The organism is Pseudomonas putida, from assembly GCF_028682475.1.
Classification (GTDB): Bacteria; Pseudomonadota; Gammaproteobacteria; order Pseudomonadales; family Pseudomonadaceae; genus Aquipseudomonas; species Aquipseudomonas putida_AG.
This window is the reverse complement of record NZ_JANHLE010000007.1, coordinates 164,568-191,008: the sequence shown is the minus strand read 5'-3', so window position 1 is coordinate 191,008 and position 26,441 is coordinate 164,568. Positions and strand designations below refer to the sequence as shown.

Genomic DNA, 26,441 nt, shown 5'->3' with positions numbered 1-26,441 from the left:
CCTTGATATCAATCAATTTAATCACCCGCGTTTGTCCGTAGTCTGCACTGCATATTGTGTTTTCAGATAAATAAACATCTATATGTAGTGTTCGGGGGACGAATGCACAACCTACTACACAAGCGCGACGGCAGCCGGGTCGCTTTCGATGCCGACAAGATCCGCCAGGCGTTGATCGCTGCCGGCAAGGCCACCGGGGAGTACGCCGAAGCCGAGGCCGAAGGGCTGTTGGCGGTGGTGCTGGCGCATCTGGAGGGCAGTACGCAGCTGCACGTCGAGCAGATCCAGGACCGGGTCGAACGCGTGCTGATGGACGCCGGGCATTTCCTTTCGCTACGCGCCTATATCGTCTACCGCGAACAGCATGGGCGCCTGCGCCGCGACCGCAAGACGCTGGTCGAAGTGGCGACCTCGATGAATGAATACCTCAACCGCGAAGACTGGCGGGTCCAGGCCAACGCCAACCAGGGTTACTCGCTGGGCGGGCTGGTGCTCAATGTCTCCGGCAAGGTCACCGCCAACTACTGGCTCGATGAGGTCTACAGCGAAGCCATCGGCCGCGCCCATCGCGAGGCTGACCTGCATGTGCATGACCTGGACATGCTCGCCGGCTACTGCGCCGGCTGGTCGCTGCGCACCCTGCTGCACGAAGGTCTCAACGGCGTACCCGGACGGGTCGAGGCCGGGCCACCGAAGCACTTGAGTAGCGCCCTGGGGCAGATGGTCAATTTTCTTGGCACGCTGCAGAACGAGTGGGCCGGGGCCCAGGCCTTCAGTTCCTTCGACACTTACCTGGCGCCCTATGTGCGCAAGGACCAGCTGCCCTACGAGGAAGTCCGCCAAGCCATCCAGGAGTTCATCTACAACCTCAACGTGCCGTCGCGCTGGGGCACGCAAACGCCCTTTACCAACCTGACCTTCGACTGGGTCTGCCCGGAAGATCTGCGCGAGCAGATCCCGGTGATCGGCGGTGAGGAAATGCCTTTCGCCTATGGTGAGCTGCAGGCCGAAATGGACCTGCTCAACCGCGCCTATATCGAGGTGATGCAGGCCGGCGATGCCAAGGGCCGGGTGTTCACCTTTCCGATCCCGACCTACAACATCACCCACGACTTCCCCTGGGACAGCGACAACGCCGAGCGTCTGTTCGAAATGACCGCGCGCTACGGCCTGCCGTATTTCCAGAACTTCCTCAATTCCGACATGCTGCCCAACCAGGTGCGTTCGATGTGCTGCCGTTTGCAGCTGGATGTGCGCGAACTGCTCAAGCGCGGTGGCGGTCTGTTCGGCTCGGCGGAGCAGACCGGCTCGCTCGGTGTGGTGACCATCAACTGTGCACGCCTGGGTTATCTGTTCAAAGGTGACACCAGCGGCCTGCTGCAGCGCCTGGATATGTTGATGGAACTGGCCATGGAGAGTCTGGAGGTCAAGCGCAAGGTGATCCAGCATCACATGGACGCCGGTTTGTATCCGTACACCAAGCGCTACCTCGGTACCTTGCGTAATCACTTCTCCACCATCGGCGTTAACGGCCTGCATGAAATGCTGCGTAACTTCAGCGACGACCAGATGGGCCTGCACACCGAGCAGGGGCGACGCTTTGCCTTGAACCTGCTGGACCATGTGCGTGCCACCCTGGTGCGCTTCCAGGAAGAAACCGGGCACCTCTACAACCTGGAGGCGACCCCCGCTGAAGGCACCACCTACCGCTTCGCCAAGGAAGACCGCAAGCGCTATCCCGACATTCTCCAGGCTGGCTGCGCGCAGGCACCGTACTACACCAACTCCTCGCAACTGCCGGTGGGCTACACCGATGACCCGTTCGAGGCGCTGGAACTGCAGGACGAACTGCAGTGCAAGTACACCGGCGGTACGGTGCTGCACCTGTACATGGCCGAGCGGATTTCTTCGGCCCAGGCCTGCAAGCAACTGGTGCGCAAGGCCCTGGGGCGCTTCCGCCTGCCTTACCTGACCATCACCCCGACTTTCTCCATCTGCCCGGTACATGGCTACCTGGAGGGCGAACACGAGTTCTGCCCGAAATGCGACGAAGCCCTGTTGCTGGCGCAGCAGCTCGGCACGGTTCACTGATTTCGTCTTACCCAACCGCAAGGAGCTTCATCATGACTGCACTGCAAACCCTGCCTGTGGCGCAACGCCAACGCTGCGAAGTCTGGACCCGGGTGATGGGCTACCACCGGCCGGTGTCGGCATTCAACCCGGGCAAACAGTCCGAGCACCGCGAGCGCCAGCATTTCACCGAAGACGCAGTACCGGCCAGGCATCCATGAGTCGAGCGCTACGGGTCGGGGGCATGGTGCCCCTGACCACCCTCGACTATCCGGGCAAGCTGGCCTGCGTGTTGTTTTGCCAGGGTTGCGCCTGGCGTTGCCGTTACTGCCACAACCCGCAATTGATCCCACCGCGCGGCAGTCAGGAGCTTGATTGGAACCAGGTGCTGGCATTCCTCCAGCGCCGCCAGGGCCTGCTTGATGCGGTGGTGTTCAGCGGCGGCGAAGCGACCCTGCAGGACAGCCTGCCGGCGGCCATGGCCGAAGTCCGGCAGATGGGTTTTGATGTCGGCCTGCACAGTGCCGGGATCAAGCCGCAGGCGTTCGCCCGCGCGTTGCCGGGGGCTGACTGGGTCGGCTACGACGTCAAGACGCTGGCTGAGGAGTACGCGCTGATTACCCGCGTACAGGGTAGCGGGGTGGCCAACTGGCGCAGCCTGGAGTTGTTGCTGGACAGTGACGTTGAGTATGAATGCCGTACTACCGTGCATTGGCATCTGATCGACCCTGAACGCCTGCTTGTGCTGGCCCGGCGTTTGAGCGAACGCGGGGTCAGGCATTTCGTGGTACAGAGGGTACGTACTACACAAATGCTCGATGCGAATTTGCCAAGGGTATCGATGCACAATGCATTGCCGGCGTTGTGGGAGGCGCTTGGCGATCTGTTTCCAGTGTTTGAAGTGCGCGGCTAGATCGCCGCGCCCTTCAACTGCTAGAGCCAGCCCCAGAACTGCAACCACCAGCCATAACCGACTGTGGCGATCGCTACCAGCAGACAAGCATTGGCGGCACAACGCCGGGACAGAGCAATGTCCTGACGTGCCAGCAGCTTCCAGCCCAACCAAGCACTCCAGGCCATGGCTGCGATCAACAGCACGGCCCTGGCCGGTTGTACCCATTCCAGTAGCAGGCCTTCATAGCGCAGCAGTTTCACCGTGGTTGCCGACAAACCGAGAAACAGGCCAGCGCCGCCCAGGGGCGTGAGGGATAGACTGAGTGCGCCAAACAGTTCAGGCTTTTCCGCCAGCCGTACCGCCAGGCGCAGCAACACGAGCAGACTGCCGCCCAGCAACAGGGCGCTGGCGCTCAGGTACAGAACGATACTGAAACCGTCCAGCCAGCTGAAACTGTCGTTGAGCTGCGGGTAATGGGTCAGCAGCCACCAGGGTGCGTTGTCCTGCAAGGGCCAGAGCACGTCGTGCTCCACCAGCCACTGCGCCAGGTGCTGTTTGAGGGCGATGAACCAGGGGCTGACGGTCCACTGGAAGGCACCCATGGCCAGACCGATGACGCCGAACAGCAGCAGGCGGCTATCCCAGATTGATGGTGTGCGCGTGGCTGCATGGAGGATTTCTTCGTTGCTGGAGCGGGCAATCAGTTGCACTGCGCCGCGTTGCCCGCTGCAGCGGCCACAGACATGACAGTCGCTGGCGCCTTGCAGGCGGCGAATATCCAGCAGCGGTGCGCAGTTGGGCGGTGGCAGGCGAGGTGCGGCGTTTGCTTTCCAGCGCTGTTCATCGACCTGAAAGTGCACCGGGGCGAGGCGCGCGAGCAGGGCGAAGACGCCGCTGACCGGGCACAGGTAGCGACACCAGACGCGCTTGCCGCGGGCGAACAGTAATCCGATACCTACTGCGGCCAGTGTCGAGCCGCCGAGAATCAGCAGTGCAGCCTGGGCGTAGTCGTAAACGCTGATCAGCTGGCCATAAAGGGTGGTCAGGCAGAACGCCAGGGTCGGCCAGCCACCCCAGCGCATCCAGCGTGGAACGCCCATGCCCCGGCCATACTGGCTGGCCCATTCGCTCAATGAGCCTTCCGGGCACAGTACGCCGCACCAGAGACGGCCAAACAGCACGATCGACAGCAGCACAAATGGCCACCAGAGGCCCCAGAACAGGAACTGGGCGAACAGGGTCAGGTTGTCCAGCATCCGCGCCTGGCTGAGGGGCAAGGGCAGCAGTGCCGGTAATACCAGCAGCACGGCGTAGAACAGCACCACCGTCCACTGCAGGATGCGAATCACCCCGGCATGGCGGCGCATGCCGTCACCCAAGCGCTGCAACCAGCGATTGTGCACGCTCAGGCTGGACATGCGACGCTGCCTGTTCTGCGCTGCAGCAACCAGCACCCGACGCTCAGCCAGTAGCCGCTGAGCACCAGCAAGGTCAGGGCGCTGGGCGTGGCGCGGTAGCCGGCAAACCCGGCGAGAAAGGCGCCGAGGCCCTGGCTGTCATTGAGCAGCGCGCTACTGTCCCACAGGGCATCGCCGACCAGGGTATAGGCCATCTCCGGCAAATCCATGGCCAGTAGTTGACCGCCGACCCGCTCGGTCGCGCTGACCAGCAAGGCTGCCGCGAGCAGCAGCAACAGCGCTTCACTCAGGCTGAAGAAATGTCGCCATGAAATGAACCGCCGGCTGCTGTGCAACACAGCAATGGTCAGGCCTGACAGCAGTAGCCCGGCGCTGGCGCCAATGAAAAATTGCGTCAACGCCAGGCCTTGCAGGCGAGCACCGGCGCCATACAGAAAAACCACGGTTTCACTCCCTTCGCGACTGACTGCAAGCATGGCCAGCAACAGCAAGCCGAGACCGCCCTGGCGCGCCAGCTGTTGATCAGCGTGGCGCCTCAGATCATCCTTGAGCGTGCGTCCATGACGGTTCATCCAGGCGACCATCTGTACCATCAGCGCACCGGCTGCCACTGCCAGCCCCGCCTGGAACCATTCGCTGGCGGCGCCGCTCATGGCTTCGCCGGCAAACAGGATCAATAGCGCCAGCAAGCCCGAGAGCAGCATGCCCAGAGCGACGCCGGCCCACAGATAGTTCAGCAGTCGCTGGCCGCGCGCCTGCTGGCTGGCCCAGGCCTGGAGAATGCCGATCACCAGCAGCGCCTCGACGCTTTCGCGCCAGACAATAAACAGTGCTTGATTCATCAAGACTCCCTGCCGCCCTCGGCTACTGCGCGAGGATGGCGCCCTCGGGCAATTGCGGATTGAATTCGTCGAAAAACGGGTAGCGGCCGGGCCTGAGCGGATGGATGACGACAAAGGTCGTCACTCCCGGCGACAGCACTTTCTCTACCCGCAAGGGTGTGCTTTCGAACTCTGCCGGGCCTGTACCCTGATTCTTCAGGACGATCTTGAAGCGTTGCCCGGCGGGAACTTCGAGCACTGCGGGGGTGAACTGACCGTCACGCAGGATCAGCTCGTAGCTGGGCAGTGGCGCGGCGCTGAGAGGTGTGGCTGCACCGGCCAGAATCAACCAGGCCAGGCGCTGGTGGAGGCGGGCATTCATTCAATAGCCGCCTTTCTTGCCGATGCCGGCGTAAACGAAGGTGTAGTGCAGTTCGCAGCGCTCGAACCAGGGCTCGACGCCGGTTTCCTTGTCGGTGTGACGACCGAGCGAAGCATGACCGCCCGGCGGCAGGAGGGTGAAGGTCAGCTGGTATTTACCCGGACCCTGCAGTTTGACGTTATCGCCATAGTGCGGACCGTCGTTGGCGACCATGGCATGGAAGTCACCGCTGATGGGCGTGTCGCTGCCTTGTTTTTGCAGGCTGAAGGCGACATTCAGGTAGGGCACGAAACTGCCTTCCTGAAAGCCCTGGCGATTGTCGGCGGTGGCGCGGATATCGGCTTCCAGGTGGATATCGGAGTCGGCGGTGGGGCGCATCATGCCAGCCGGGGCCATTTCGATCGGCTGCAGGTATACCGCGCCGACCTCCAGGCCCGGGCACAGTTGGGGCTCGCCGATGGGGTATTCCTTGGCCTGGGCCAGCGGGGTGATCAGGAGCAAGGCGAGTGACAGCGAGAAGGGGGTACGCATGACGACTTCCTGGGTACTGACGAGTGGGAGCCCGAGTCTAGGAAGCTTCTGCGTGAATAATAATGATTATTATCAATTTTTGCCGATGTGCGATCCGCGTCCTTGATCTGTATCAAGGGCAGCAGCGTTGCGAGGCAATAGGGTGGAAGCTCGCCCATCGTCTGCCTGGGGAACATCATGGCCAAGCCCTTTCCCGTCAGTCCGAAACACCCCGAACGTATCTGCTGGGGTTGCGACCGTTATTGCGCGGCGAACGCCCTGGCCTGTGGCAATGGTGCCGACCGGACCATGCATCCGGTAGAGGTGTTCGGTGAGGACTGGAACGAGCAGGGGGATTATGGTCTGGGGTTGCCTGACAGTCACGATCGCGGGGCAAGCCCGCTCCCACCGGGTTCTGATACACCCTGTGGGAGCGGGCTTGCCCCGCGATAAATCCACCCGGTCAGAACAGGTGCTGACGCTTGTCCAGCTGCTGATCGACCAGCCACTTGCCATGCGCAAGCGAGGCATGTTGGGCATTTTCCAGGTCGGCCAGATAGGCCACCTTCAGTGGCAGCGGCAGGCGCCTGCTGGTATGACCTTCGGGATCGGTGATCAGACACCCGCCGGCAAACGGCGTAGGGATGCCGTCATGGGTTTCGATGCTGGCGGTGATGGTGTGGTTGCGATGCACGCATTGAAGGGTTTTCATCGTCCTGACCTCGCTGCTGGGGTATCGATGGCTCGCCGTTGTTGAAGCTCCTCGCTAAGGTGCTTTTTCGGGTATACCACAGCAGTGGCCCGGAGTGATCCGGGCCGACGGGTGGGTTAGAACTCGGTAGGCTGGATGATCTCAACCCAGTAATCGTCCGGGTCCTTGATGAAGGCCAGGTGCTTCATCCGGCCATCGCTCAGGCGCTTCTGGAAGGTCACGCCCAGTTGCTCGAAGCGTTCACAGGCAGCGCGAATATCCGGAACCGAAATGCAGATATGGCCAAACCCGCGCGGGTCGGTGTTGCCGTTGTGGTAGGCAAACTCCGCGTCGTTTTCAGTGCCATGGTTGTGGGTCAGCTCGAGGATGCCAGGGATCGACTTCATCCACTCGGTGCGCTTGGCGGCATCGGCAGGGATCTGCGCCTTGTCGACCAGGGCGAGGAAGTACAGGCTGAACTCGGCTTCAGGGAAGTCGCGCTTTTCCACCAGGCTGAAACCCAGGACGCGGGTGTAGAAGTCCAGGGACTTGGCAACGTCCTTGACCCGCAGCATGGTGTGGTTGAAGACGAAATTCTGGGTCGCGGCATCCGGTTGCGCGGTGACACCGGGAAGGGTGTCGAGATGGTTCAGGCTCATGGGCACTCCGCTTGAAGAGGCTGGCAACAACAAGGCCAGCAAGACAGTCAGGGCCACATGATACGGAACTGAAACAATTGCGCAAACCAATTGCGCCCCGCCTGGGAAGGGCGGGGCGCAAGAATTAGAAGCCCGCCGAGGCGGGCGTATGGGGCGCTATTCCGTTAGCGATCTTCATCCTGAGCGAGGGGATGTGAAAAAAGTGTGAAGAACACTTTCACGCACGCAACCAGCTGTCGACGGTTTTCGCCCCGTACTGTTCTTTCCAGGCTTTGAGGCCACGGTGGTTGCCACCCTTGGTTTCGATCAGCTCACCGGTGTGAGGGTTTTCATACACTTTGACCACCCGTGGCCGGCGCGTTTTCGGTGCGCTCGGCGCACCTTTGGTCACGGCTTTGGGGTCAAGAATGGAAATGATATCGCGCAGGTTCTTGCCATAGCTGTTCATCAGCTCGACAAGTTTGCGTTCGAACTCGATTTCGCGCTTGAGGCCGGCGTCCTTTTTCAGCGCCTCCAGTTGCGCCATCTGTTCTTGAAGCGCTTTTTCGGCAGCACGAAACTCTGCAAGTCTGGACACTGTCATCACTCCTTTATGTCTGCAGTGGCCCGGCACGCGTAAAACGAGGAGTCACCTGAATAACGCAGCGAGCACTGGGGTGGGCAAAACATCGCACTAATAAAGAGTGTAGTAGTCCCCGGGCGACGGGTAAACATATGAAATTTAACTTTGCAGCAATGGAACTTTCTTACTTGTCCGCGCGTTAATACGAAGCAACTAGTCGATTGCCCCAAAAACGCCTTAGACCAAGGTCCAATGGCCGGTCTAGAGCGGTTTTGAGATCATTTGCGGTCAGCCTCGAGCTTTATAGGCGCTGGATGCATTGCCGCTGCCTGGATGGCTGCCGGTTGTTTTTTGTCACTCTTTCGGATTGTGCTTCTGATGTTTGCCCCATTTCCCCTTGCGTCCGAGCGCGGCCTTGCCGGCCTGCTCGCGATGTTCACTGCCGCGTCGACTCAGGCTGGCGGTTTTCTTGAAGACAGCAGTGCCAAAGTCGAAGCACGCAATGTCTACTTCAATCGCGATTTTCGTGATGGCCATGTCAGTTCCAGCCAGGGCGCTTCGAAACGCGAAGAATGGGCTCAGGGATTCATTCTCAATGTGCAGTCCGGTTATACCCAGGGCCCGGTAGGCTTTGGCGTCGATGCCCTGGGTATGCTCGGGATCAAACTCGACTCCAGCCCGGCGGACAGCAACAGTGGCTTGCTGCCGTCCAGCGGGCATGACCCGCGTGAGTCGGTGGACCAATATGCCAAATTGGGCCTGACTGCGAAAATGCGCTATTCGAACACCGTACTCAAATACGGCTCGATGCTGCCGGACATGCCGCTGCTCAAATACAACGACGGCCGCTTGCTGCCGACGATGTTCCAGGGTGCGATGCTCACGTCCGAGGAAATCAACAACCTCAAGTTCAACGTGGCCCGTCTGGACCAGTACACCGCGCGCGATTCCACTGATCGCCAGGACATTCGCGTGCACTGCAAGAACAAGCGCTATGCCTGCAATATCACCGCCGATCATTTCGACATGGCTGGCGTCGATTACAAGTTCAACGAACGGCTGAGCGCCCAATACCACGTAGCCAAGCTGGAAAACATCTACCGCCAGCACTTTCTCGGTGTGGTTGCCAGCCAGCCGCTGAGCGTCGGCAGCCTGTCGGCCGACCTGCGCCTGATCAAGAGTGATGACATCGGCAATGCCCACGCCGGTGATATCGACCACCGCGCGTTCAGCGGCATGCTCGGCTACAGCCTGGGCGGGCATAAAGTCAGCGCCGGCTGGCAGCGCATGTATGGCGAAAACGCCATGCCGTACCTCGATGGCAGCAATCCGTATCTGGTCAACTACGCCCAGGTCAACGACTTCGCCGCCGCCCAGGAGCGCTCCTGGCAGTTGCGCTATGACTACGACTTCAAGGCCCTCGGCGTGCCGGGCCTGAGTTTCTTCACCCGCTACATCAACGGCGACCACATCAAGGTCCCGGGCAGCCTGGCCGAAGGCAAGGAATGGGAACGCGACAGCGAGCTCAAGTACCAGGTCCAGAGCGGCACCTTCAAGGACGTCAGCGTGCGCCTGCGTAACTCCACCTACCGCAGCAACTACGAGAAGTGGGCGCGGGACATGGACGAAACGCGGGTGATCGTCAGCTACAACTTCTCGATCTGGTAAGCAGCGCATTGCCACTGCCCCTCGGCCGGCCGACAATGGCGGCTGGCCGAGTCATGGAATGAACTGCAATGAAACAGCTGTTATTGATCGGCATCGGGCCGGGCAATCCGCGCCAGATCACCCTTGAGGCTGTCGATGCGCTGAACCGGGCCCAGGTGTTCTTCGTCCTCGACAAAGGCACGCTCAAGGACGAGCTGCTGCAACTGCGCAAGGACATCCTCGAGCGCTATGTGCAGCAGCCGGGCTATCGTCTGGTGCAGGTCGAGGATCCGCTGCGCGAGGGCGCTGCCAGCGACTATGTCGGTGCGGTGCATGACTGGCACCACAAGCGCGCCGCGCTTTATGCCCACTTGATCGAAAACGAACTGGCCGAGGGCGAGTGCGGGGCGTTCCTGCTGTGGGGCGAGCCAACCCTGTACGACAGCACCTTGCGTATCCTCGATCTGGTGCAGGCAGCGGGTGTCGGTATAGCGCTTGAAGTCATTCCCGGTATCAGCAGCGTGCAGGCCCTGGCTGCCCGCCATCGCATTCCCTTGAACCGTATAGGCGAACCACTGACCGTCCTGCCAGGCCGGCGCCTGGCCGAACAGCCCAGGATCGACAACCTGGTGGTGATGCTCGACGGACAATGCGCGTTCGCCGCACTCGACGACCCCGAACTGCTGATCTACTGGGGCGCCTACCTCGGTACCGCCGACGAGATGCTCATCGCCGGACCGTTGCACCAGGTGCGCCAGCAGATCCTTGAGCAGCGCGAGCAGGCCCGCGCGCGCAAGGGCTGGATCATGGACACTTATCTGCTGCGTCGGCCGCTGTAGCCAGGCGGTTCTTCGCTTCGATCCATTGCGCCATGTACTGGGTGCTCTTGTGCTGGTGGTGACGCAGCATGGCCCCGGTGAAGTTGAACAGGCGATGCTGGTCCAGATCGCCCAGCGCGTACTCGATGCGTTCGACCAGCGCGGTGCTGTGCTGGCGCCGGTCATAGCGCGCCGCAAGCAGCTGCAAGCCCTGTTGTTGCGCGTGCTGCCAGCGTGCCGGGTCGTTGTACAGCTGCACCGCAGCTTCGGCCAGCGCTTCGGCAGTGCTGGCGACGGCGCCAGGCCAGGGCAGGGCGCCGTGCATGGCTTCGGCGCCAATTGGCGTGGTCACGCTGGGCGTGCCGCAGAGCATGGCGTCGGTCAGTTTGCCCTTGATCCCGGCGCCGAAACGCAAAGGGGCCAGGCAGATACGCGCATTGCTCATCACTTCCAGGGCATCTTCGGCCCAGTTCATGATGTGGAAGCCTTCGGCAGGCTTGTGCAGCGCCGTGGCTTTCGGTGGCGTGTAGGCGCCGTAGATGTGCAACTGGGCCTGGGGCAGGCGACGGCGGATGATCGGCCACAGCGTATTCTTCATCCACAGCACGGCATCCCAGTTGGGGGCGTGGCGGAAGTTGCCGATGGTGAGGAAGTGGGCCCGCTCGTGGTAAGGCTTGAACGGCGCGCTGGGCACATCGACCATCAGCGGGCACCAATGCAGCAGGTGCTCGGGCACGCCGAAACCGTTGATCAGCAGATCGATCTCGACGTCCGAGATCATCAGGCTCAAGTCACTGCGGTAGATGGCCGCCAGTTCGCGCAGGGTCAGGTCGGCGGTGGCCATCTGTTGATACAGCGCGGGACCGGAGGTGGCGAACAGTGCTCGGAAGTCATTGGGGTCCAAGCCTTCGATCAGGCGCCGGCGCAGCAGTTGCTGACGGGCGTCGCGCAGGCTTTGCAGGTCGGAGGTTTCCAGCACGCGCAAGGCGTTGGGGCAGTGTTTTTCCACGCGCCAGCCGAATTGCTCTTCGATCATGAAGCGGTCGAACAGCACCACGTCCGGGGCCAGTTCGCTGACAAAGTGGTCGAAGCTGCTGTCGTTTAGGGTGATGGCCTGCTCGGCGATACCCAGTTCGGCAAGGTCCGCCTTGTGCTCGCCGACCGTCGCCGGGCTGCTGAAGGTGACGCGCCAGCCGCGTTGCACGAAACTTTCGAGGATCTGCATCATGTGCCCGCCGGCGGCCGAGGAGCGTGGTTCGGGCCAGACGTAACCAATGACCAGGACGTTGAGGGTGGCGGTGAGCATGAGGGGAATAGGCCTTGGCAAAAGTGCCTATTCTACAATGGATTACCCAGACAGGATGCTTTGCACTTTATCGCGCAACTGATCGATGCTGAACGGCTTGCCGATCAGGTGCATGCCCTCGGGTACCTCGATGCTGTCACCAAAGCCACTGGCAAACAGGATCGGCAGCAATGGCCTTGCTGCTTGAGCTTTGCTGGCCAGCGCCTTGCCATCCATGTCCGGCAGGCCGATATCGGTCATCATCATTGCCAGCGTCTGGCCAGGATCCTCGAGGATTTTCAGGGCTGTCTCGGCGTTTTGCGCCTCTACAACCGTATAGCCCAGCGCCTCCAGCACATCGACGATCAGCATGCGCACGATCGCGTCATCTTCGACAACCAGAAGGGGCGGGATAGATGAGGGCATGGCAAAGGTCCTGTACTAATGTCTGTTCATACTCTGTAAACCGGGTGGGGCCGGAAGTTCCCGGCCTGTCCTGCAGGATAGCGATCTGCACACCGGCAGGGAACGATTGGCGCATTCCGGCCTCAAATGCTGGCTAAATGCCCTGTCAGGACCGGCAAAGCTGTTTAGACTCAGGGCAAGAAGGTCGCAGGAATCGCCTTCGCAGCGGAAAATAGAACAATTACTCGAAAATCCGCCACACTTCTTTTTGTTTGATTCACTTGCTCGGATGTTTGTGATGATTCAACCAGCCTCGATAGATCAGCAAAGTTTTCGCAAGTTGCTGAGCCGCAACATCGGCCTGCCTCTGGGGGTCGGCCTGCTCAGCGCTGTCGTGTTCATCGCCATGATCAATTACCTGTTGTCGGCTATCCAGTGGGTGGAACATACCGACCGGGTGATCAACAACGCCAACGAGGCGGTCAAGCTGTCGATCGATATGGAAACCGGCATGCGCGGCTTCCTGATCACCGGTGACGAGCGCTTTCTCGAACCTTACGAGGTGGCCAAGCCGCAGGTGTTGTCCGGTCTGATGGGGCTGCAACGGATGGTCGCAGACAATCCGCAGCAGGTAGACCGGCTGGACCGGATGATGGGGCTGCAGCAAGAGTGGAACGCCTTTGCCAGCCAGGTGATCAGCCTGCGCCGCGAAGACGCTGACTACAGTGAACCGATTCGCGCCGGCCGCGGCAAGCGCATCACCGATGAGATCCGCAAGGAATTCGACACCTTCATCAGCATGGAGCAACAGCTGCGGGTCGCCCGTAACGAACAGGTCAGTACCCTGACGCTGGTGGCGATATCCGTGTACCTGGTGTTCATCATCCTGCTCAGTGCCCTGTTGGCATTCCTCGGGCGCCGCGACCTGTTGGCGTTGTCCTCCAGCTTCACCAGCAACCTGCAAGCCCAGCAACGTTCGACCCAGCGCCTGGAACAGCAAGCCTGGTTACGCAGCGGGCAGACACAACTGGCCGAACAGGTGCTCGGGCAGCTGACGCTGCCGATGCTGGGCAACCATATCCTGGGCTTTTTCGCCCGCTACCTGGGCAGTGTGGTGGCGGCGCTTTACGTACGTGATGACCAGGGTAACCTGCGGCGGGTGGCAAGCTATGGCTTTTCTGCCGAGCAAGAAGCTCGCGAACAGCTGATCGGCCATCAGCAAGGCCTGCTCGCCCAAGCGGTGAGCCAGGGGCGTCTGCTGCGCCTTGATGACGTGCCGCAGGACTACTTCAAGGTCAACTCCGGCCTGGGTGAAGGGTTGCCGCACAGCGTGCTGGTGGTACCGGCCAGCAACGACGGGCAAGTCAACGGGGTGGTCGAGCTGGGTTTCCTGCGGCCGTTGACTGACCGCGACATCGAGCTGCTTGAACTGGTCGCTGAAAACCTCGGCACGTCCATTGAAAGTGCCCGCTATCGTCAACGCCTGCAGGACGTGCTGGCCGAAACCCAGCAGCTCAACGAAGAGTTGCAGGTACAGCAGGAAGAGCTGAAATCCGCCAACGAAGAGCTCGAAGAACAGTCGCGGGTGCTCAAGGAGTCCCAGGCCCATCTGGAGACCCAGCAAGCCGAACTGGAACAGACCAATGAGCAACTGGCCGAACGCACCCAGGCCCTGGCCGAGCAGCGCGATGCGCTGAACCGCAAGAACAGCGAATTGAACCAGGCCCAGGCCGAGCTGCAGACGCGCGCCGAGGAGTTGCAGCGCTCCAGCAAGTACAAGTCCGAGTTTCTCGCCAACATGTCACACGAGCTGCGCACCCCGCTGAACAGTTCGCTGATCCTGGCCAAATTGCTGGCGGAGAACGCTCAGGAGAATCTCAGCGAAGAGCAGGTCAAGTTTGCCGAGTCGATTTACTCGGCGGGCAACGACCTGCTCAACCTGATCAACGACATTCTCGACATCGCCAAAGTCGAGGCCGGCAAACTTGACGTGCGCCCGGAAACCACCCAGCTGGCGCGCCTGACCGAAGGCCTGCAATCGTTGTTCGAGCCGCTGGCCAGCGACAAGCAGCTGAGCTTCAGCGTGGTCATCGAACCCGAGGTACCGGGCACGTTGTACACCGATCGCCAGCGCCTGGAGCAGATCCTCAAGAACCTGCTGTCCAATGCCGTGAAGTTCACCGAGAAAGGCCAGGTGACGCTCACCGTCAGTCTGCAGCCCGGTAGCGGGATCGTTTTCGCCGTGCGCGACACCGGCATTGGCATCGCTGCCGACCAGCAACAACGGATCTTCGACGCCTTCCATCAGGCTGACGGCACCACCAACCGGCGTTTTGGCGGCACCGGCCTGGGCTTGTCGATTTCCCGCGACCTAGCGCAACTGCTCGGCGGCCAGATCAGTGTCGACAGCAGGGTGGGCGAAGGCAGTGTGTTCAGCCTGATCCTCCCGGAGCGCTATGAACCGATCATCGACCAGGCGCCGGCGCAGGTCGTCAACTCGCCCCTTTGTGCCAGTGCCGCAAGGGTTGAGCCAGTGCCCGAGGCACCGGCCGACATGCCTGTCATGGCGCGCAGTACCCCGGCATTTGCGGACGACCGGGCCCTGGCACCGTTCAGCAACCGCTGCATTCTGGTGATCGAGGATGAGCCGAATTTCGCCCGCATTCTCTTTGACCTTGCCCACGAGCTGGGCTACAGCTGCCTGGTCGCCCAGGCCGCCGACGAAGGTTTCGAACTGGCCGCAGGGTTCATTCCCGATGCCATCCTGCTCGACATGCGCCTGCCGGATCACTCCGGCCTGACCGTACTGCAACGGCTCAAGGAGCAGGCCGGCACCCGTCACATTCCGGTGCACATCATTTCCGTCGAAGACCGGGTGGAGGCGGCCATGCACATGGGCGCCGTCGGCTATGCGGTAAAACCCACCAGCCGGGAAGAGCTCAAGGCGGTGTTTGCGCGCCTGGAAGCCAAACTGACCCAGAAGCTCAAGCACATCCTGCTGGTCGAAGACGATGATCTGCAGCGCGAAAGCATTGCCCGCCTGATTGGTGACGATGACATCGAGATCACTGCGGTCGGCCTGGCCCAGGAGGCCCTGGACCTGCTGCGCGAGAACCTCTACGACTGCATGATCATCGACCTGAAACTGCCCGACATGCTTGGCAACGAGTTGCTCAAGCGCATGTCGTCCGAAGATATCCGCGCTTTCCCGCCGGTGATCGTCTACACCGGGCGCAACCTGACCCGCGATGAAGAAGCCGACCTGCTCAAATATTCGCGCTCGATCATCATCAAAGGCGCGCGCTCACCGGAGCGGCTGCTGGATGAAGTGACATTGTTTTTGCACAAAGTCGAGTCGACGCTGTCCCATGAACGTCAGCGCATGCTCAAGACCGCACGCAGCCGCGACAAGGTCTTTGAAGGGCGCAAACTGCTGCTGGTCGACGATGATGTACGGAACATTTTCGCCCTGACCAGCGCCCTTGAGCACAAGGGCGCGATCGTCGAAATCGCCCGTAATGGCCGCGAGGCCATCGAGCGGCTGGAGAGGAACGTTGATATCGACCTGGTGCTGATGGACGTGATGATGCCGGAGATGGATGGCTACGAAGCCACCCGGCTGATCCGCCAGCAACCGCGCTGGCGCAAACTGCCGATCATCGCGGTGACGGCCAAGGCGATGAAGGATGACCAGCAGCGTTGCCTGCAAGCAGGCGCCAATGATTACCTGGCCAAGCCCATTGACCTTGACCGTCTGTTCTCGCTGATCCGTGTCTGGCTGCCGCAACTGGAGCGAATTTGACCATCGAGCGTAATACCGACATTGAAATACGGCTGTTGATCGAGGCGATCTACCTCAAGTACAGCTATGACTTTCGCGACTACTCCGGCGCTTCGATCAAGCGCCGGATCCTGCATGCCGTGCGCCAGTTCGAGTGCACGACGGTCTCGGCGCTGCAGGAGCGGGTACTGCATGATCCGGGCATGTTCATGCAGTTGCTGCAGTTCCTGACCATCCCGGTCAGCGAGATGTTTCGCGACCCGGAGCACTTTCTGGCGCTGCGCCGCGAGGTGGTGCCGCTGCTGCGTACCTGGCCGTCGCTGAAGGTCTGGGTGGCTGGCTGCAGCACCGGCGAGGAGGTCTACTCGCTGGCCATCCTGCTGCGCGAAGAGGGCTTGCTGGAGCGCACCATCATCTATGCCACCGACATCAACCCCAGTTCCCTGGACAAGGCCAAACAGGGCATCTACTCGATGCAGAACATGCACGGGTACGCCGAGAACTACCGCAAAGCCGGTGGCCTGCGCGATTTCAGCGAGTACTACACCTGTGCCTACGGCAACGCCATTGTCGACAGCAGCCTGCGCGACAACGTGACCTTCGCCGACCACAGCCTGGCCACCGACAGCGTGTTTTCCGAAACCCAGCTGATCTCCTGCCGCAATGTGCTGATCTACTTCAACAAGAGCTTGCAGGATCGTGCCTTCGGGCTGTTTCACGAATCGCTGTGTCACCGCGGCTTTCTGGTCCTGGGTAGCAAAGAGACGCTGGATTTTTCCGCCTATGCCGGGCAGTTCCAGGCGCTGGTCAAACCCGAACGGATCTACCGTAAATCATGAACGGCATTCAGGCGGTCACCCTCGGTGCCTCGGCCGGTGGCGTCAGTGCCTTGCTCAACCTGTTTCATGCCTTGCCAGCGGATTTCCGTATTCCGCTGTTATGCGTGTTGCACCTGCCGGATGACCGCCATAGCCAGCTGGCCGAGGTGTTCAGCCGACGACTGGGGCGCCCGGTGATGGAGGCGCGGGACAAGCAGGAGGTGGCGCCGGGCATGATCTATTTCGCCGGGCCCGGTTATCACCTGTCGGTGGAACGCGACCGCAGTTTTTCCTTGAGTCAGGAAGAGCGGGTGTATTTCTCCCGGCCTTCAATCGACATCCTGTTCGCCTCTGCCGCCGATGCCTATGGCCCGGCGTTGCTCGGTGTGCTGTTGACCGGGGCCAACGAAGACGGTGCCCACGGTCTTGCGCAGATCAAGCTGGCAGGCGGCTACACCATCGTTCAGGACCCGCGCGAGGCGCAGATTGCCACCATGCCGAACGCGGCGCTGGCCCTGCACCACCCAGACTACATACTGCCGTTGAGCGGCATCGGGCAATTGCTCGCCAAGCTGGAATTCACTGAATGCTAAGCCACATCCAAGCCAAACTGCTGATCGTCGACGATCTGCCGGAAAACCTGCTGGCGCTGGCGGCGCTGGTCAAGGGCAACGACCGTGAGGTGTATCAGGCACAGTCCGCCGATCAGGCGCTGTCGCTGCTGCTTGAACATGAGTTCGCCCTGGCCATTCTCGATGTACAGATGCCGGGCATGAACGGCTTCGAGCTGGCCGAGCTGATGCGCGGCACGGAGAAGACCAAGAACATCCCGATCGTCTTTGTCAGCGCCGCCGGGCGAGAGATGAACTACGCCTTCAAGGGCTACGAAAGTGGCGCGGTGGATTTTCTGCACAAGCCGCTGGATAACCAGGCGGTGAAAAGCAAAGTGGCGGTGTTTGTCGATCTGTTCCGCCAGCGCAAGGCGCTCGATCAGCAACTGCAGGCGCTCGAGCGTAGCCGTGAAGAGCAGGAACAACTGTTGACCCAGCTGCAGGTTACCCGGCGCGAGCTGGAGCACGCGGTGCGTATGCGCGACGACTTCATGTCGATTGTCTCCCATGAGGTGCGCACGCCACTCAACGGTCTGATCCTGGAAACCCAGCTACGCAAGTTGCATCTGGCCCAGGACAACGCTGATGCGTTTACCCTGGACAAGATGCGCGCCATGGTCGAGCGCGACGAGCGCCAGATCAACAGCCTGATCCGTCTGATCGAGGATATGCTCGATGTCTCGCGGATCCGAACCGGCAAGCTGTCGATCCGGCCCAGTCAGTTCGACCTGACGCAATTGGTTGGGGGGCTGATCGAGAATTTCGCCGCCCAGGCTGCAGCGGCCGGCTCGGTGATCGAGTTCAAGGCCGAGGCGCCATTGCGGGGGGTGTGGGATGAGTTTCGCATTGAGCAGGTGGTGGCCAATCTGCTGACCAATGCCTTGCGTTATGGGGCTGAGCATCCGGTGCGGGTGCGCGCCTTCGAATATCAAGGGTTGGCCTGTATCGAAGTCCGCGACCAAGGCATTGGCATCAGTGCGCAGAATCAGCAACGCATCTTTCAGCAGTTCGAGCGGGTGGCCTCGAATCCGGGCAATGCGGGGTTGGGGCTGGGCTTGTACATCTCTGAGCAGATTGTCCTGGCCCATGGCGGCAGCATCGACGTAGAGAGTACCGAGGGGCAGGGCGCGACGTTTACGGTGCGCCTGCCGCTGTAACAGGGGAGCGACTGCACCCGGTGGGAGCGGGCTTGCCCCGCGATTGGATGTGACTGGAAGCCTGCAATCGCGGGGCAAGCCCGCTCCCACCAGGGGGGCAATCACACCATGGTATTGAGGCTTTCGCCGCGCAAGGTCCGCTCGATCCCACCCATCAGCATGCTTTCCATCAAGGCCAGGCCCTGGGCCTGCGGCAGCTGCGATGCCTGCAACCAGCTGGGCAGGCTGTTGAGCAGGTTGGCAATCACATGGGCGGTCGCGGCCAGGGCCTGGCCGCGCAAGGTCGACTTGGGCACGATCAGGCGCAGCAGCGACGCTTCATACTGTTGGCGCAATTGACCGATACGCGCCTGCTGGTCCGGGCTCAGGCAGCAGAGGTCGCGTTCGGCCAGGCGGAACTGCAACGGGCGCTCGGCATGCAGCGCCCAGTGTGCGGCAATCACTTCAGTCAGGGTTTGCTGGTGAACGCGACGGCCCTGGTTGAGGGTGGCAAGCAGCTCCTCGTAGACCTCTTCGATCAGGTCGTACAGCAGGTCCTGCTTGCTGGGGAAGTGGTGATACAGCGCCCCCGCCGTCAAACCCAGATGGCTGGCCAGCTCGCGCATGCTGACCTGGCCAAAGCCCTTCTCGGCGAACAGCGCCAGGGCCCTGTCACGCCGCTCTTCAAAGTTCGCACAACGCAAAGCGGCGTCCATCGGCTTGCTCCTCAGTAGGTGAAGAAACCGCGACCGCTCTTGCGACCCAGGTAGCCGGCGGCAACCATTTCCTTGAGCAGGGGGGCAGGGCGGTATTTGCTGTCGTTATAACCTTCGTGGAAGGCCTCCATGATCGCCAGCAGGGTGTCCAGGCCGATCAGGTCGGCCAGGGCCAGCGGGCCGATCGGCTGGTTGCAGCCAAGGCGCATGCCGGTGTCGATGTCTTCAGCACTGGCCAGGCCTTCCTGGAAGACGAAGATCGCTTCGTTGATCATCGGCACCAGGATGCGATTGACCACAAAGCCCGGACGGTTGCCGGCGCTGATCGGCGTTTTGCCGACTTGCTCGGTCAGGGCCAGGGCCTTGGCATAGGTCGCGTCGCTGGTCTGCAGGCCGCGAATGATCTCGACCAGGGCCATCATCGGTACCGGGTTGAAGAAGTGCACGCCGATAAAGCGCTCAGGCTGGCTGACCGCCGCACCCAATTGGGTGATCGACAGCGACGAGGTGTTGGTGGCAATCACGCAGTCGCTGCTGACGCTGGCAGCGATCTGCTGGAGGATGCGCAGTTTGAGTTCGAGGTTTTCGGTGGCGGCCTCGATCACCAGCTGCGCCTGTTGCAGCTGGGCGTAGTCGGTGCTGGTGCGGATGCGCGCCACCGCCGCGGCGGCCGCTTCGGCGGTCAGGGTCTGCTTGCTGACCTGGCGCTCGAGGTTCTTGCGCAAGGTGGCCAGGCCGCGCTCCAGCGCGGCGTCGGACACATCGATCAGGGTGACCTGGTAACCGGCCACCGCACACACCTGGGCAATGCCATTGCCCATGGTGCCGGCGCCGATGACTGCAATGTTTTCAATACTCACTGTGAACACTCCCGGGTTCAGACGCGCTCGAAGACCACGGCGATGCCTTGACCGCCACCGATGCACATGGTCGCCAGGGCGTAGCGGCCCTCGATACGCTGCAGCTCGTGGATGGCCTTGGTGGCGATGATTGCGCCGGTAGCGCCGACCGGGTGGCCGAGGGAAATGCCCGAACCGTTGGGGTTGACCTTCTCCGGATCAAAGCCCAGTTCAGCGGCGACAGCGCAGGCCTGGGCAGCAAAGGCTTCGTTGGACTCGATGACGTCCAGGTCAGCGACCGTCAGACCGGCCTTTTCCAGCGCCTTGCGGGTGGCTGGGACCGGGCCCAGGCCCATCAACTCCGGCTCGACGCCGGCATGGGCGTAAGTCACCAGACGGGCCAATGGCTTGAGGCCATGACGTTTGACGAAGTCACCGGTGGCCAGCACCAGAGCACCCGCGCCATCGTTCAGGCCGCTGGCATTGCCGGCGGTGACGGTGCCGTCTTTCTTGAAGGCGGGCTTCATGCCGGCCAGTTGCTCGGTGGTGACTGCGCCGCGCACGTGCTCGTCGGTTTCAAAGCGCACGGTGCCTTTGCGGCTGGGGATATCGATCGGCACGATCTGGCTGTTGAAACGGCCTTCGGCAATCGCGCGGGCGGCGCGCTGCTGGCTGACCAGGGCCAGTTCATCCTGCATCTGCCGGGTAATGCCATTGCGCTCGGCAACGTTTTCGGCGGTGATGCCCATGTGGAAACCGGCGAACGGGTCGTGCAAGGCGCCGAGCATGTAGTCCACGCCTTGCAGGTCACCCATGCGCGCGCCCCAGCGGGCTTGCGGCAGCAGGTAAGGGCCGCGGCTCATGGATTCGGCGCCGGCGGCAACGACCACTTCAGCGTCGCCCAGCAACAGGCTCTGGGCGGCGGAAACGATGGCCTGCAGGCCCGAACCGCAGAGACGGTTGACGTTGAAGGCCGGGGTTTCCTTGGGGATGCCGGCATTCATGGCTGCCACACGTGACAGGTAGGCATCGCGGGCTTCGGTCGGAATCACGTTACCCATGACCATATGGCCAATCTGCTCAGGCGCGACACCGGCGCGCTCGATGGCTGCGCGGGTCACGGCCGTGGCCAGGTCTGCCAGAGGCAGGTCTTTGAGGCTGCCGCCAAATGTGCCGATGGCCGAACGGACGGCGCTGATTACGTAGATTTCCGGGGTATTCATGATCGACTCCAGTATGCGAAAGCATGGCGGGGCGGGGGCTGGCTCTGAGAGAATGCACGCCAGGCCAGTTCAGGTTGTCATCGAGTCTAGGCAAAGCCTTGCGCCGGGCCTATGCCATAACTGTTCACTGAAACTGGTATTTTTTGCCATACCCTTGCGGAATCCGCCATGCGGGAAAACGATACAGTCGCGGTTTACTTCGTCCATACCATGTTGCATGCCCTGCGCGACCAGCCGCAGCGGGCGGCGGCTTTGTTGCGCGACGCCGGTATCGACCCGGCAGTGCTCGACAGCACTGGCGCCCGGGTGCCGGCCAGCGCCTTTGCCAGGCTCTGGCTGTTGCTGATCCAGGACCTGGACGACGAATTTTTCGATCTCGACAGCCATGGCATGCCCATCGGCAGTTTTGCCCTGATCTGCCGGGGCCTGATCCAGGAGCCGACCCTGGGCAAGGCGCTACGCCAGTGCCTGAGCAATTTTGCGCTGTTTTTGCGCGATATGCGTGCCAGCCTGTCGATCAAAGGTGCACGAGCGGTGATCAGCGTGCACTCGCGCATTGAAGACCCGCTGACCCGGGTGTATGCCGAAGAAACGTTTCTGGCGTTGGTGATCAGTCTGTTGTGCTGGCTGGGTGGCCAGCGCCTGGTGATCGATCGTACCGCGCTGACGGATCTGCGTCCGGCGCAGGATGACGATCCGCTGCTCTGGGGCCCCAACCTGCAGTTAGGCATGGGCGTCACTGAAATCGAGTTTGCTGCCGACTACCTGCAATTGCCGGTGATCCAGGACCTGGCCGCGCTCAAGACGTTCCTGCGCAGTGCGCCGCAATGGCTGGTGATTCGCTATCGCAACCACAGCGGTCAGGTGGCCCAGGTGTACCGCTACCTGCGCGAGCGTGATCAGGGCCAGTGGCCAACGCTGGTGGCCATGGCCAAGCGCCAGGGCCTGAGTGCCAGCAGTTTCCGCCGGCAGCTGGAGCGCGAAGGCCGCTCGTTCCAGCAAATCAAGGATGAAGTGCGCCGGGCCACGGCCTTCGAATGCCTGCGCGAAACCGACATGAGCATTGCCGAGATTGCAGAACGCACCGGGTTCCAGGAACCCAGCGCGTTCCACCGCGCGTTCAAGAAGTGGACTGGCGAAAGCCCGGGGGGCTACCGCTTACGCCTGGCCAACCGGCGATAGCAGATCGTCGAGCAAGGCGCGCAGATGATCCTGCCCGGCCTGGTTCAGGGCGAATACCGGCCGCCGGGGCTCACCTACCGGCAAGCCGCGCATGGCCAGGCCGGCTTTGACCGTGGCCGGCAGGCCCGCCTTGAGGATGAAGTCGAGCAGCGGCAACTGACGGTAGAACACCGCCTTGGCGGTCTTCAGGTCGTTGCAGACGATGGCCTTGTACAGCGCCTGGTTGAGTTCGGGAATCAGGTTCGCCGCCGCCGTGCACCAGCCGCTGGCACCGGCGATGAACGCTTCCAGGGCCAGCGGGTTGCAACCGTTATAGAACGGCACCTTGCCTTCACCGAGCAGTTGCAGCTTGTGCATGCGCTGAATGTCGCCGGTGCTCTCCTTGACCATGGTGACGTTTTCAACTTCGCGCACGATGCGCAGGATCAGTTCCACTGACATGTCGGTGCCGCTGGTGGCGGGGTTGTTGTAGAGCATGATCGGTACATCGATGCTGGCACCGATGGCGCGGTAATGCTCGAAGATCTCCGCTTCGCTGAGTTTCCAGTAGGCCGTTGGCAACACCATCACTGCATCGGCGCCATGGGCCTGGGCAAAGCGCGCGCGGCGGATGGCGCCGGCAGTGGTCAGGTCCGAGACACTGACGATGGTCGGCACGCGGCCGGCAATGTGCGCCAGGCTGAACTCGGTGGCCTGGTCCCACTCCCTATCGCTCAGGTAGGCGCCTTCGCCGGTGCTGCCCAGCGGGGCGATGGCATGCACGCCACCGGCGATCAGGCGGTCGATGGACTGGCCCAGGGCAGGCAGGTCAAGGTGCTGGCCGTCGCTGCTGAACGGGGTGATGGTGTAGCCGATGATGCCGTGGAATTTTGTGGTCATGAAACGTACTCCGCAAGTAAGGCAATAGGGCGAACAATCAGTTCAGGCAGTCGGCATGCACCCGCAGGCACTGCCGCGCATAGTAGTTGAAGGCAGCGCTGTGGCGTTTTGGCCGGGAGATCCAGTCATGGGCTTCGCGGCCCAGCGCCGGCTCGATCGGCTTCACTTCGCCTGCGGCCATGGCCAGCAACTGCAGCTTGGCCGCACGCTCGATCAACTGGGCGATGACACAGGCTTCCTCGATGCTCGCACCGGTGGACAGCTGGCCATGGTGCGAGAGCAGGATGGCGCGTTTGTCGCCTAGCGCTGCGCTGATGATTTCGCCTTCTTCGTTGCCGACCGGCACCCCGGGCCAGGCTTCAAGAAAGGCACAGTCCTCATACAGCGGGCACAGGTCCATGTGCGACACCTGCAGCGGCACTTCAAGCATCGACAGCGCAGCGACATGGGTCGGGTGGGTGTGGATGATGCAGTTCACATCCGGGCGCGCCCGATAAACCCAGCTGTGGAAGCGGTTGGCCGGGTTGGGCATGCCCTGGCCTTCGAGCACTTCGAGGTCTTCATTGACCAGCAACAGGTTGCTGGCGGTGATTTCATCGAAACCCAGCCCCAGTTGTTGGGTATAGAACGTGCCAGGTTGTGGCCCGCGGGTGCTGATTTGCCCGGCCAGGCCCGAGTCGTGACCGTTGTCGAAGAGAATTCGACAGGTCAGGGCCAGCTTTTCCCGTGCAGTCCACGTATTATCGGCAAGCGAGCCTTGCATCTGTGTAAGGGCCTGCTTGATCAGTTGGTCCTTGGGCAGTGCCAGAGTCTTGGCCATGGGGATATCCTCGATGGTGTAGAGAAATGTCAGGCTGGCCCGCCCCGGTTACTTGGAAGGTGCAGGGGCGGTTAAGCGAATGACACAAAAAAGGATAAATGACACAATGTGTCATTAGCAAGAAAAAGCTTGCCCGTGGCACTGGGAAAATTGCACCACATGTCTATCCGATTGAAATTATTGAGAAAAAAACTGGGGATTACCTTGGAGGTGCTGGCCGAGAAGTCCGGCATGACCAAGAGCTATCTCTCCAAGGTCGAGCGTGGCCTGAACACGCCGTCGATTGCCGCGGCGCTGAAGCTGGCGCGGGCGTTGAGTGTCAATGTCGAAGAGCTGTTTGCCGAAGATGCACCCGGCCAGGCACGCTTTAGCCTGGTACGCAGTGGCGAACGCCAGGCGCTTTCCGGGAGTGCTCAGGGCCCGGGTTATGCGGTGTTGGCCAACCATATCGGCAGCCGCAGCTTACTGCCGTTCATCATCAGCCCACCGCCGGATTTCAGTGACTCGACCTTCAAGGAGCACCTGGGCGAGGAGTTTCTGTTTGTTCACGAAGGCCAGGTGGAGGTGGATTTCATGAGTGAGCGGGTCATCCTCGAACGCGGTGATGCGCTGTACTTCAACGCCCAGACGCCGCACCGCCTGCGCTCGCTGGGCGAGGTGCAGGCGCAGTTGCTGGTGGTGGTGCATGACGCCGAAGGCTGATGACAATGGACAGCCACTCTCGTTTCTGGCGTGACCCGGCGTTGCCCTACATCGAGGCGCGCAGCGTCGAGGATGGGCGCAACGTCTGCTATGCGGCGCATTCGCACGAGAGCTTTTCCATCGGCGCGATCACTGCGGGTCGCAGTACGTATGTGAGCAGTGACAGCCACCAGCAGGTGAGCACCGGTACCGTGGTGCTGATGAACCCCGGCGTGGTGCATACCTGCAACCCGATCGAGGGTGAACCCTGGTCGTACCTCATGCTGTACGTGGACGTGCCCTGGTTGCAGGCGCTGGGGTTTCAGCCGTTCAAGGTCCTCAGCAGCGTTTCGCCAGCCCTTTACCAGGACCTGTGCCAACTGCATGCGTTGCTGTTGGATGATCAGGTCAGCATCGCGAGCAAGCAGGCTGCGTTATGCATTTTTTTCAGTGAACTGATCCAGCAACTGCCCTCCGGCGTAACGGTTGTGGGGCGGGTCAATCCGCGTTTGCTGGCCGCTGCCGCCTTCATCCGCGAGCACTGCACCCAGCCGCTGCGCCTGCAAGACATTGGCTCGGCGGCAGGGCTGTCTACTTCATACCTGATCCGCGCGTTCAAGCAGCAGTTCGGTCTGACGCCCCATGGCTACTTGCTCGATCAACGGGTGCAGTTTGCCCGCGCCCGGCTGCGCCGCGGCGCGTTGATCGCCGAGGTGGCGCTGGAAGCCGGGTTTGCCGACCAGGCCCACCTGCAGCGGGCGTTCAAGCGTCACCTGGCGGCGACACCGGGGCACTATCGCTCAGGCCAGTAACAGGTACAGGGCGCTGGCCACCAGCAGCGCCGCCAGCACCCGGTTGAACACACGGACGCGTTGCGGGTTGCCCAGGTACTGGCTGATGACGCTTCCGGCCCAGGCCCAGCTGGCGATGGACAGGTAGCAGACGACAAAGTAGATGCCCGTGAACTGCCAGAGCAGGGCCGTCTGGCCTTCGCCGACGTAGGCGCCGACACCGGCCACACAGGCCAGCCAGGCCTTGGGGTTGATCCATTGCAGGGTGGCCCCGGCGAGCAGCGACGGTGCTGTCGGGGCGCTGCTACTGGCCAGTTCACCGCGGTCGCTGGCCAGTTTCCAGGCCATGTACAGCAAAAAGGCCACGCCGCCGGCATGCAGGACCTGGGTCATCGCCGGCCAGTAACGCAGCAACTCGTGCAGCCCCAGACCGATCAGCAACAGCAGCAGGCTGAAACCCAGAGTGGCCCCGGTGACATGCCTGAGGCTGGCCCGCAAGCCATAACGGGCACCGCTGCCCAAAGCGACGATGTTTACCGGGCCGGGGGAGATGGACGCGGCCAGCGCGAAGGCGGCCATGGACAGGGTCAGACTCATTGGTGTTCATCCTGTAGGAAAGGTGAACTCAGTCTGATGAGTTGACGGGAGCTGGTATTGAAGAAAATTACCCTCTAACCGGTTGGAGCGGGCTAGCCCCGCGATTGCAGTGGGACTGATACACCGCAATCGCGGGGCAAGCCCGCTCCCACAGTACAGTTGATACAGAATTTGAAATAGTTTTGCGCTGTAAGAATTCCCTGC

28 protein-coding genes are annotated in these 26,441 nt (G+C 61.7%); 13 read left to right on the top strand and 15 right to left on the bottom strand.

Annotation, left to right across the window (positions count from 1 at the left end; all coding sequences use genetic code 11):
* Positions 1-102 precede the first annotated feature (102 nt).
* From NPS47_RS08815 to NPS47_RS08805, 3 genes are read left to right on the top strand one after another with little or no spacing between them, the layout of a single operon-like run.
* Positions 103-2,091 carry a ribonucleoside triphosphate reductase gene (locus NPS47_RS08815; RefSeq protein WP_274294598.1) on the top strand — a complete coding sequence of 663 codons (1,989 nt, stop codon included), beginning with the start codon at positions 103-105 and terminating at the stop codon, positions 2,089-2,091.
* 32 nt (positions 2,092-2,123) lie between these two features.
* Positions 2,124-2,291, top strand: a complete 168-nt coding sequence (gene nrdD, locus NPS47_RS08810) for an anaerobic ribonucleoside-triphosphate reductase (protein ID WP_274294597.1) — start codon at positions 2,124-2,126, stop codon at positions 2,289-2,291.
* Positions 2,288-2,983 carry an anaerobic ribonucleoside-triphosphate reductase activating protein gene (locus NPS47_RS08805; RefSeq protein ID WP_274294596.1) on the top strand — a complete coding sequence of 232 codons (696 nt, stop codon included), beginning with the start codon at positions 2,288-2,290 and terminating at the stop codon, positions 2,981-2,983. Before nrdD ends, NPS47_RS08805 begins: the two co-directional genes overlap by 4 nt.
* A 20-nt stretch (positions 2,984-3,003) precedes the next feature.
* On the opposite strand, the gene NPS47_RS08800 is transcribed toward NPS47_RS08805, so the two are convergent.
* Genes NPS47_RS08800 through NPS47_RS08785 form a run of 4 tightly spaced genes read right to left on the bottom strand, consistent with a single transcriptional unit; the run spans position 3,004 to position 6,117 of the window.
* Positions 3,004-4,383 (bottom strand): 4Fe-4S binding protein, encoded by a 1,380-nt coding sequence (locus NPS47_RS08800; protein ID WP_274294595.1) that lies wholly within the window; start codon positions 4,381-4,383, stop codon positions 3,004-3,006.
* Positions 4,371-5,225 carry an FTR1 family iron permease gene (locus NPS47_RS08795; protein WP_274294594.1) on the bottom strand — a complete coding sequence of 285 codons (855 nt, stop codon included), beginning with the start codon at positions 5,223-5,225 and terminating at the stop codon, positions 4,371-4,373. The genes NPS47_RS08800 and NPS47_RS08795 overlap by 13 nt, the downstream gene beginning before the upstream one ends.
* 22 nt (positions 5,226-5,247) lie before the next feature.
* A complete protein-coding gene (locus tag NPS47_RS08790) occupies positions 5,248-5,586 on the bottom strand; it encodes a cupredoxin domain-containing protein (RefSeq protein WP_274294593.1) in 339 nt (112 codons plus the stop codon).
* Positions 5,587-6,117, bottom strand: a complete 531-nt coding sequence (locus NPS47_RS08785) for an iron transporter (protein WP_274294592.1) — start codon at positions 6,115-6,117, stop codon at positions 5,587-5,589.
* A 177-nt stretch (positions 6,118-6,294) separates the two neighbouring features.
* On the opposite strand from NPS47_RS08785, the gene NPS47_RS08780 reads away from it, so the two are divergent.
* Positions 6,295-6,549, top strand: coding sequence for a DUF3079 domain-containing protein (locus tag NPS47_RS08780; RefSeq protein WP_274294591.1), 255 nt, complete (start codon positions 6,295-6,297; stop codon positions 6,547-6,549).
* A 10-nt stretch (positions 6,550-6,559) separates the two neighbouring features.
* Here the strand turns inward: NPS47_RS08780 and NPS47_RS08775 are convergent, their stop codons facing one another.
* The 3 genes from NPS47_RS08775 to NPS47_RS08765 all read right to left on the bottom strand — a co-directional run bounded on the left by NPS47_RS08775 (position 6,560) and on the right by NPS47_RS08765 (position 8,023).
* Positions 6,560-6,808, bottom strand: coding sequence for a hypothetical protein (locus tag NPS47_RS08775; protein ID WP_274294590.1), 249 nt, complete (start codon positions 6,806-6,808; stop codon positions 6,560-6,562).
* A 116-nt stretch (positions 6,809-6,924) separates the two neighbouring features.
* A complete protein-coding gene (gene gloA / locus NPS47_RS08770) occupies positions 6,925-7,446 on the bottom strand; it encodes a lactoylglutathione lyase (RefSeq protein ID WP_274294589.1) in 522 nt (173 codons plus the stop codon).
* 217 nt (positions 7,447-7,663) lie between these two features.
* Entirely contained in the window at positions 7,664-8,023 is a 360-nt protein-coding gene (locus tag NPS47_RS08765) for a histone-like nucleoid-structuring protein, MvaT/MvaU family (RefSeq protein ID WP_274294588.1), read from the bottom strand.
* 363 nt (positions 8,024-8,386) lie between these two features.
* Here NPS47_RS08765 and NPS47_RS08760 point away from each other — a divergent pair, with 363 nt between their 5' ends.
* Positions 8,387-9,676: an OprD family porin gene (locus NPS47_RS08760; RefSeq protein WP_274294587.1), complete on the top strand. Its 1,290-nt coding sequence runs from the start codon at positions 8,387-8,389 to the stop codon at positions 9,674-9,676.
* A 68-nt stretch (positions 9,677-9,744) separates the two neighbouring features.
* A complete protein-coding gene (gene cobF / locus NPS47_RS08755) occupies positions 9,745-10,494 on the top strand; it encodes a precorrin-6A synthase (deacetylating) (protein WP_274294586.1) in 750 nt (249 codons plus the stop codon).
* Here the strand turns inward: cobF and NPS47_RS08750 are convergent.
* Together NPS47_RS08750 and NPS47_RS08745 are read right to left on the bottom strand one after the other, a co-directional pair.
* Positions 10,460-11,779 (bottom strand): glycosyltransferase, encoded by a 1,320-nt coding sequence (locus NPS47_RS08750; RefSeq protein ID WP_274294585.1) that lies wholly within the window; start codon positions 11,777-11,779, stop codon positions 10,460-10,462. The genes cobF and NPS47_RS08750 overlap by 35 nt on opposite strands.
* A gap of 42 nt (positions 11,780-11,821) precedes the next feature.
* The gene (locus tag NPS47_RS08745) at positions 11,822-12,184 is read right to left on the bottom strand and encodes a response regulator (protein WP_274294584.1); all 363 of its coding nucleotides are present in this window, start codon (positions 12,182-12,184) and stop codon (positions 11,822-11,824) included.
* 277 nt (positions 12,185-12,461) lie between these two features.
* On the opposite strand from NPS47_RS08745, the gene NPS47_RS08740 reads away from it, so the two are divergent.
* The 4 genes from NPS47_RS08740 to NPS47_RS08725 are packed head-to-tail and all read left to right on the top strand — an operon-like array spanning position 12,462 to position 18,530.
* Positions 12,462-15,965, top strand: a complete 3,504-nt coding sequence (locus NPS47_RS08740; RefSeq protein ID WP_274294583.1) for a response regulator — start codon at positions 12,462-12,464, stop codon at positions 15,963-15,965.
* Positions 15,962-16,783 (top strand): CheR family methyltransferase, encoded by an 822-nt coding sequence (locus tag NPS47_RS08735; protein ID WP_274294582.1) that lies wholly within the window; start codon positions 15,962-15,964, stop codon positions 16,781-16,783. Before NPS47_RS08740 ends, NPS47_RS08735 begins: the two co-directional genes overlap by 4 nt.
* Positions 16,780-17,355: a chemotaxis protein CheB gene (locus NPS47_RS08730; RefSeq protein ID WP_274294581.1), complete on the top strand. Its 576-nt coding sequence runs from the start codon at positions 16,780-16,782 to the stop codon at positions 17,353-17,355. The genes NPS47_RS08735 and NPS47_RS08730 overlap by 4 nt, the downstream gene beginning before the upstream one ends.
* The gene (locus NPS47_RS08725; RefSeq protein ID WP_274294580.1) at positions 17,349-18,530 is read left to right on the top strand and encodes a hybrid sensor histidine kinase/response regulator; all 1,182 of its coding nucleotides are present in this window, start codon (positions 17,349-17,351) and stop codon (positions 18,528-18,530) included. Before NPS47_RS08730 ends, NPS47_RS08725 begins: the two co-directional genes overlap by 7 nt.
* Positions 18,531-18,631: 101 nt before the next feature.
* Here the strand turns inward: NPS47_RS08725 and NPS47_RS08720 are convergent, their stop codons facing one another.
* The 3 genes from NPS47_RS08720 to NPS47_RS08710 are packed head-to-tail and all read right to left on the bottom strand — an operon-like array spanning position 18,632 to position 21,287.
* Complete coding sequence (locus NPS47_RS08720; protein ID WP_274294579.1) at positions 18,632-19,225, bottom strand: TetR/AcrR family transcriptional regulator; 594 nt, start codon at positions 19,223-19,225, stop codon at positions 18,632-18,634.
* 11 nt (positions 19,226-19,236) lie between these two features.
* A complete protein-coding gene (locus NPS47_RS08715) occupies positions 19,237-20,085 on the bottom strand; it encodes a 3-hydroxybutyryl-CoA dehydrogenase (RefSeq protein ID WP_274294578.1) in 849 nt (282 codons plus the stop codon).
* 17 nt (positions 20,086-20,102) lie between these two features.
* Positions 20,103-21,287, bottom strand: coding sequence for an acetyl-CoA C-acyltransferase family protein (locus NPS47_RS08710; protein WP_274294577.1), 1,185 nt, complete (start codon positions 21,285-21,287; stop codon positions 20,103-20,105).
* Between the two features lie 168 nt (positions 21,288-21,455).
* Here NPS47_RS08710 and NPS47_RS08705 point away from each other — a divergent pair, with 168 nt between their 5' ends.
* Entirely contained in the window at positions 21,456-22,469 is a 1,014-nt protein-coding gene (locus tag NPS47_RS08705; protein WP_274294576.1) for an AraC family transcriptional regulator, read from the top strand.
* Here NPS47_RS08705 and NPS47_RS08700 read toward each other — a convergent pair.
* Together NPS47_RS08700 and NPS47_RS08695 are read right to left on the bottom strand one after the other, a co-directional pair.
* Positions 22,446-23,348, bottom strand: a complete 903-nt coding sequence (locus NPS47_RS08700; RefSeq protein WP_274294575.1) for a dihydrodipicolinate synthase family protein — start codon at positions 23,346-23,348, stop codon at positions 22,446-22,448. The genes NPS47_RS08705 and NPS47_RS08700 overlap by 24 nt on opposite strands.
* A 37-nt stretch (positions 23,349-23,385) precedes the next feature.
* Positions 23,386-24,168: an aldolase gene (locus tag NPS47_RS08695; RefSeq protein WP_107023150.1), complete on the bottom strand. Its 783-nt coding sequence runs from the start codon at positions 24,166-24,168 to the stop codon at positions 23,386-23,388.
* A 159-nt stretch (positions 24,169-24,327) separates the two neighbouring features.
* On the opposite strand from NPS47_RS08695, the gene NPS47_RS08690 reads away from it, so the two are divergent.
* Both NPS47_RS08690 and NPS47_RS08685 read left to right on the top strand, forming a co-directional pair.
* Positions 24,328-24,870: a helix-turn-helix domain-containing protein gene (locus tag NPS47_RS08690; RefSeq protein ID WP_274294574.1), complete on the top strand. Its 543-nt coding sequence runs from the start codon at positions 24,328-24,330 to the stop codon at positions 24,868-24,870.
* 5 nt (positions 24,871-24,875) lie between these two features.
* Positions 24,876-25,661 carry an AraC family transcriptional regulator gene (locus NPS47_RS08685; protein WP_274294573.1) on the top strand — a complete coding sequence of 262 codons (786 nt, stop codon included), beginning with the start codon at positions 24,876-24,878 and terminating at the stop codon, positions 25,659-25,661.
* On the opposite strand, the gene NPS47_RS08680 is transcribed toward NPS47_RS08685, so the two are convergent.
* Complete coding sequence (locus NPS47_RS08680; protein WP_274294572.1) at positions 25,650-26,237, bottom strand: LysE family translocator; 588 nt, start codon at positions 26,235-26,237, stop codon at positions 25,650-25,652. The two genes, NPS47_RS08685 and NPS47_RS08680, sit on opposite strands and share 12 nt — an antisense overlap.
* Positions 26,238-26,441 lie beyond the last annotated feature (204 nt).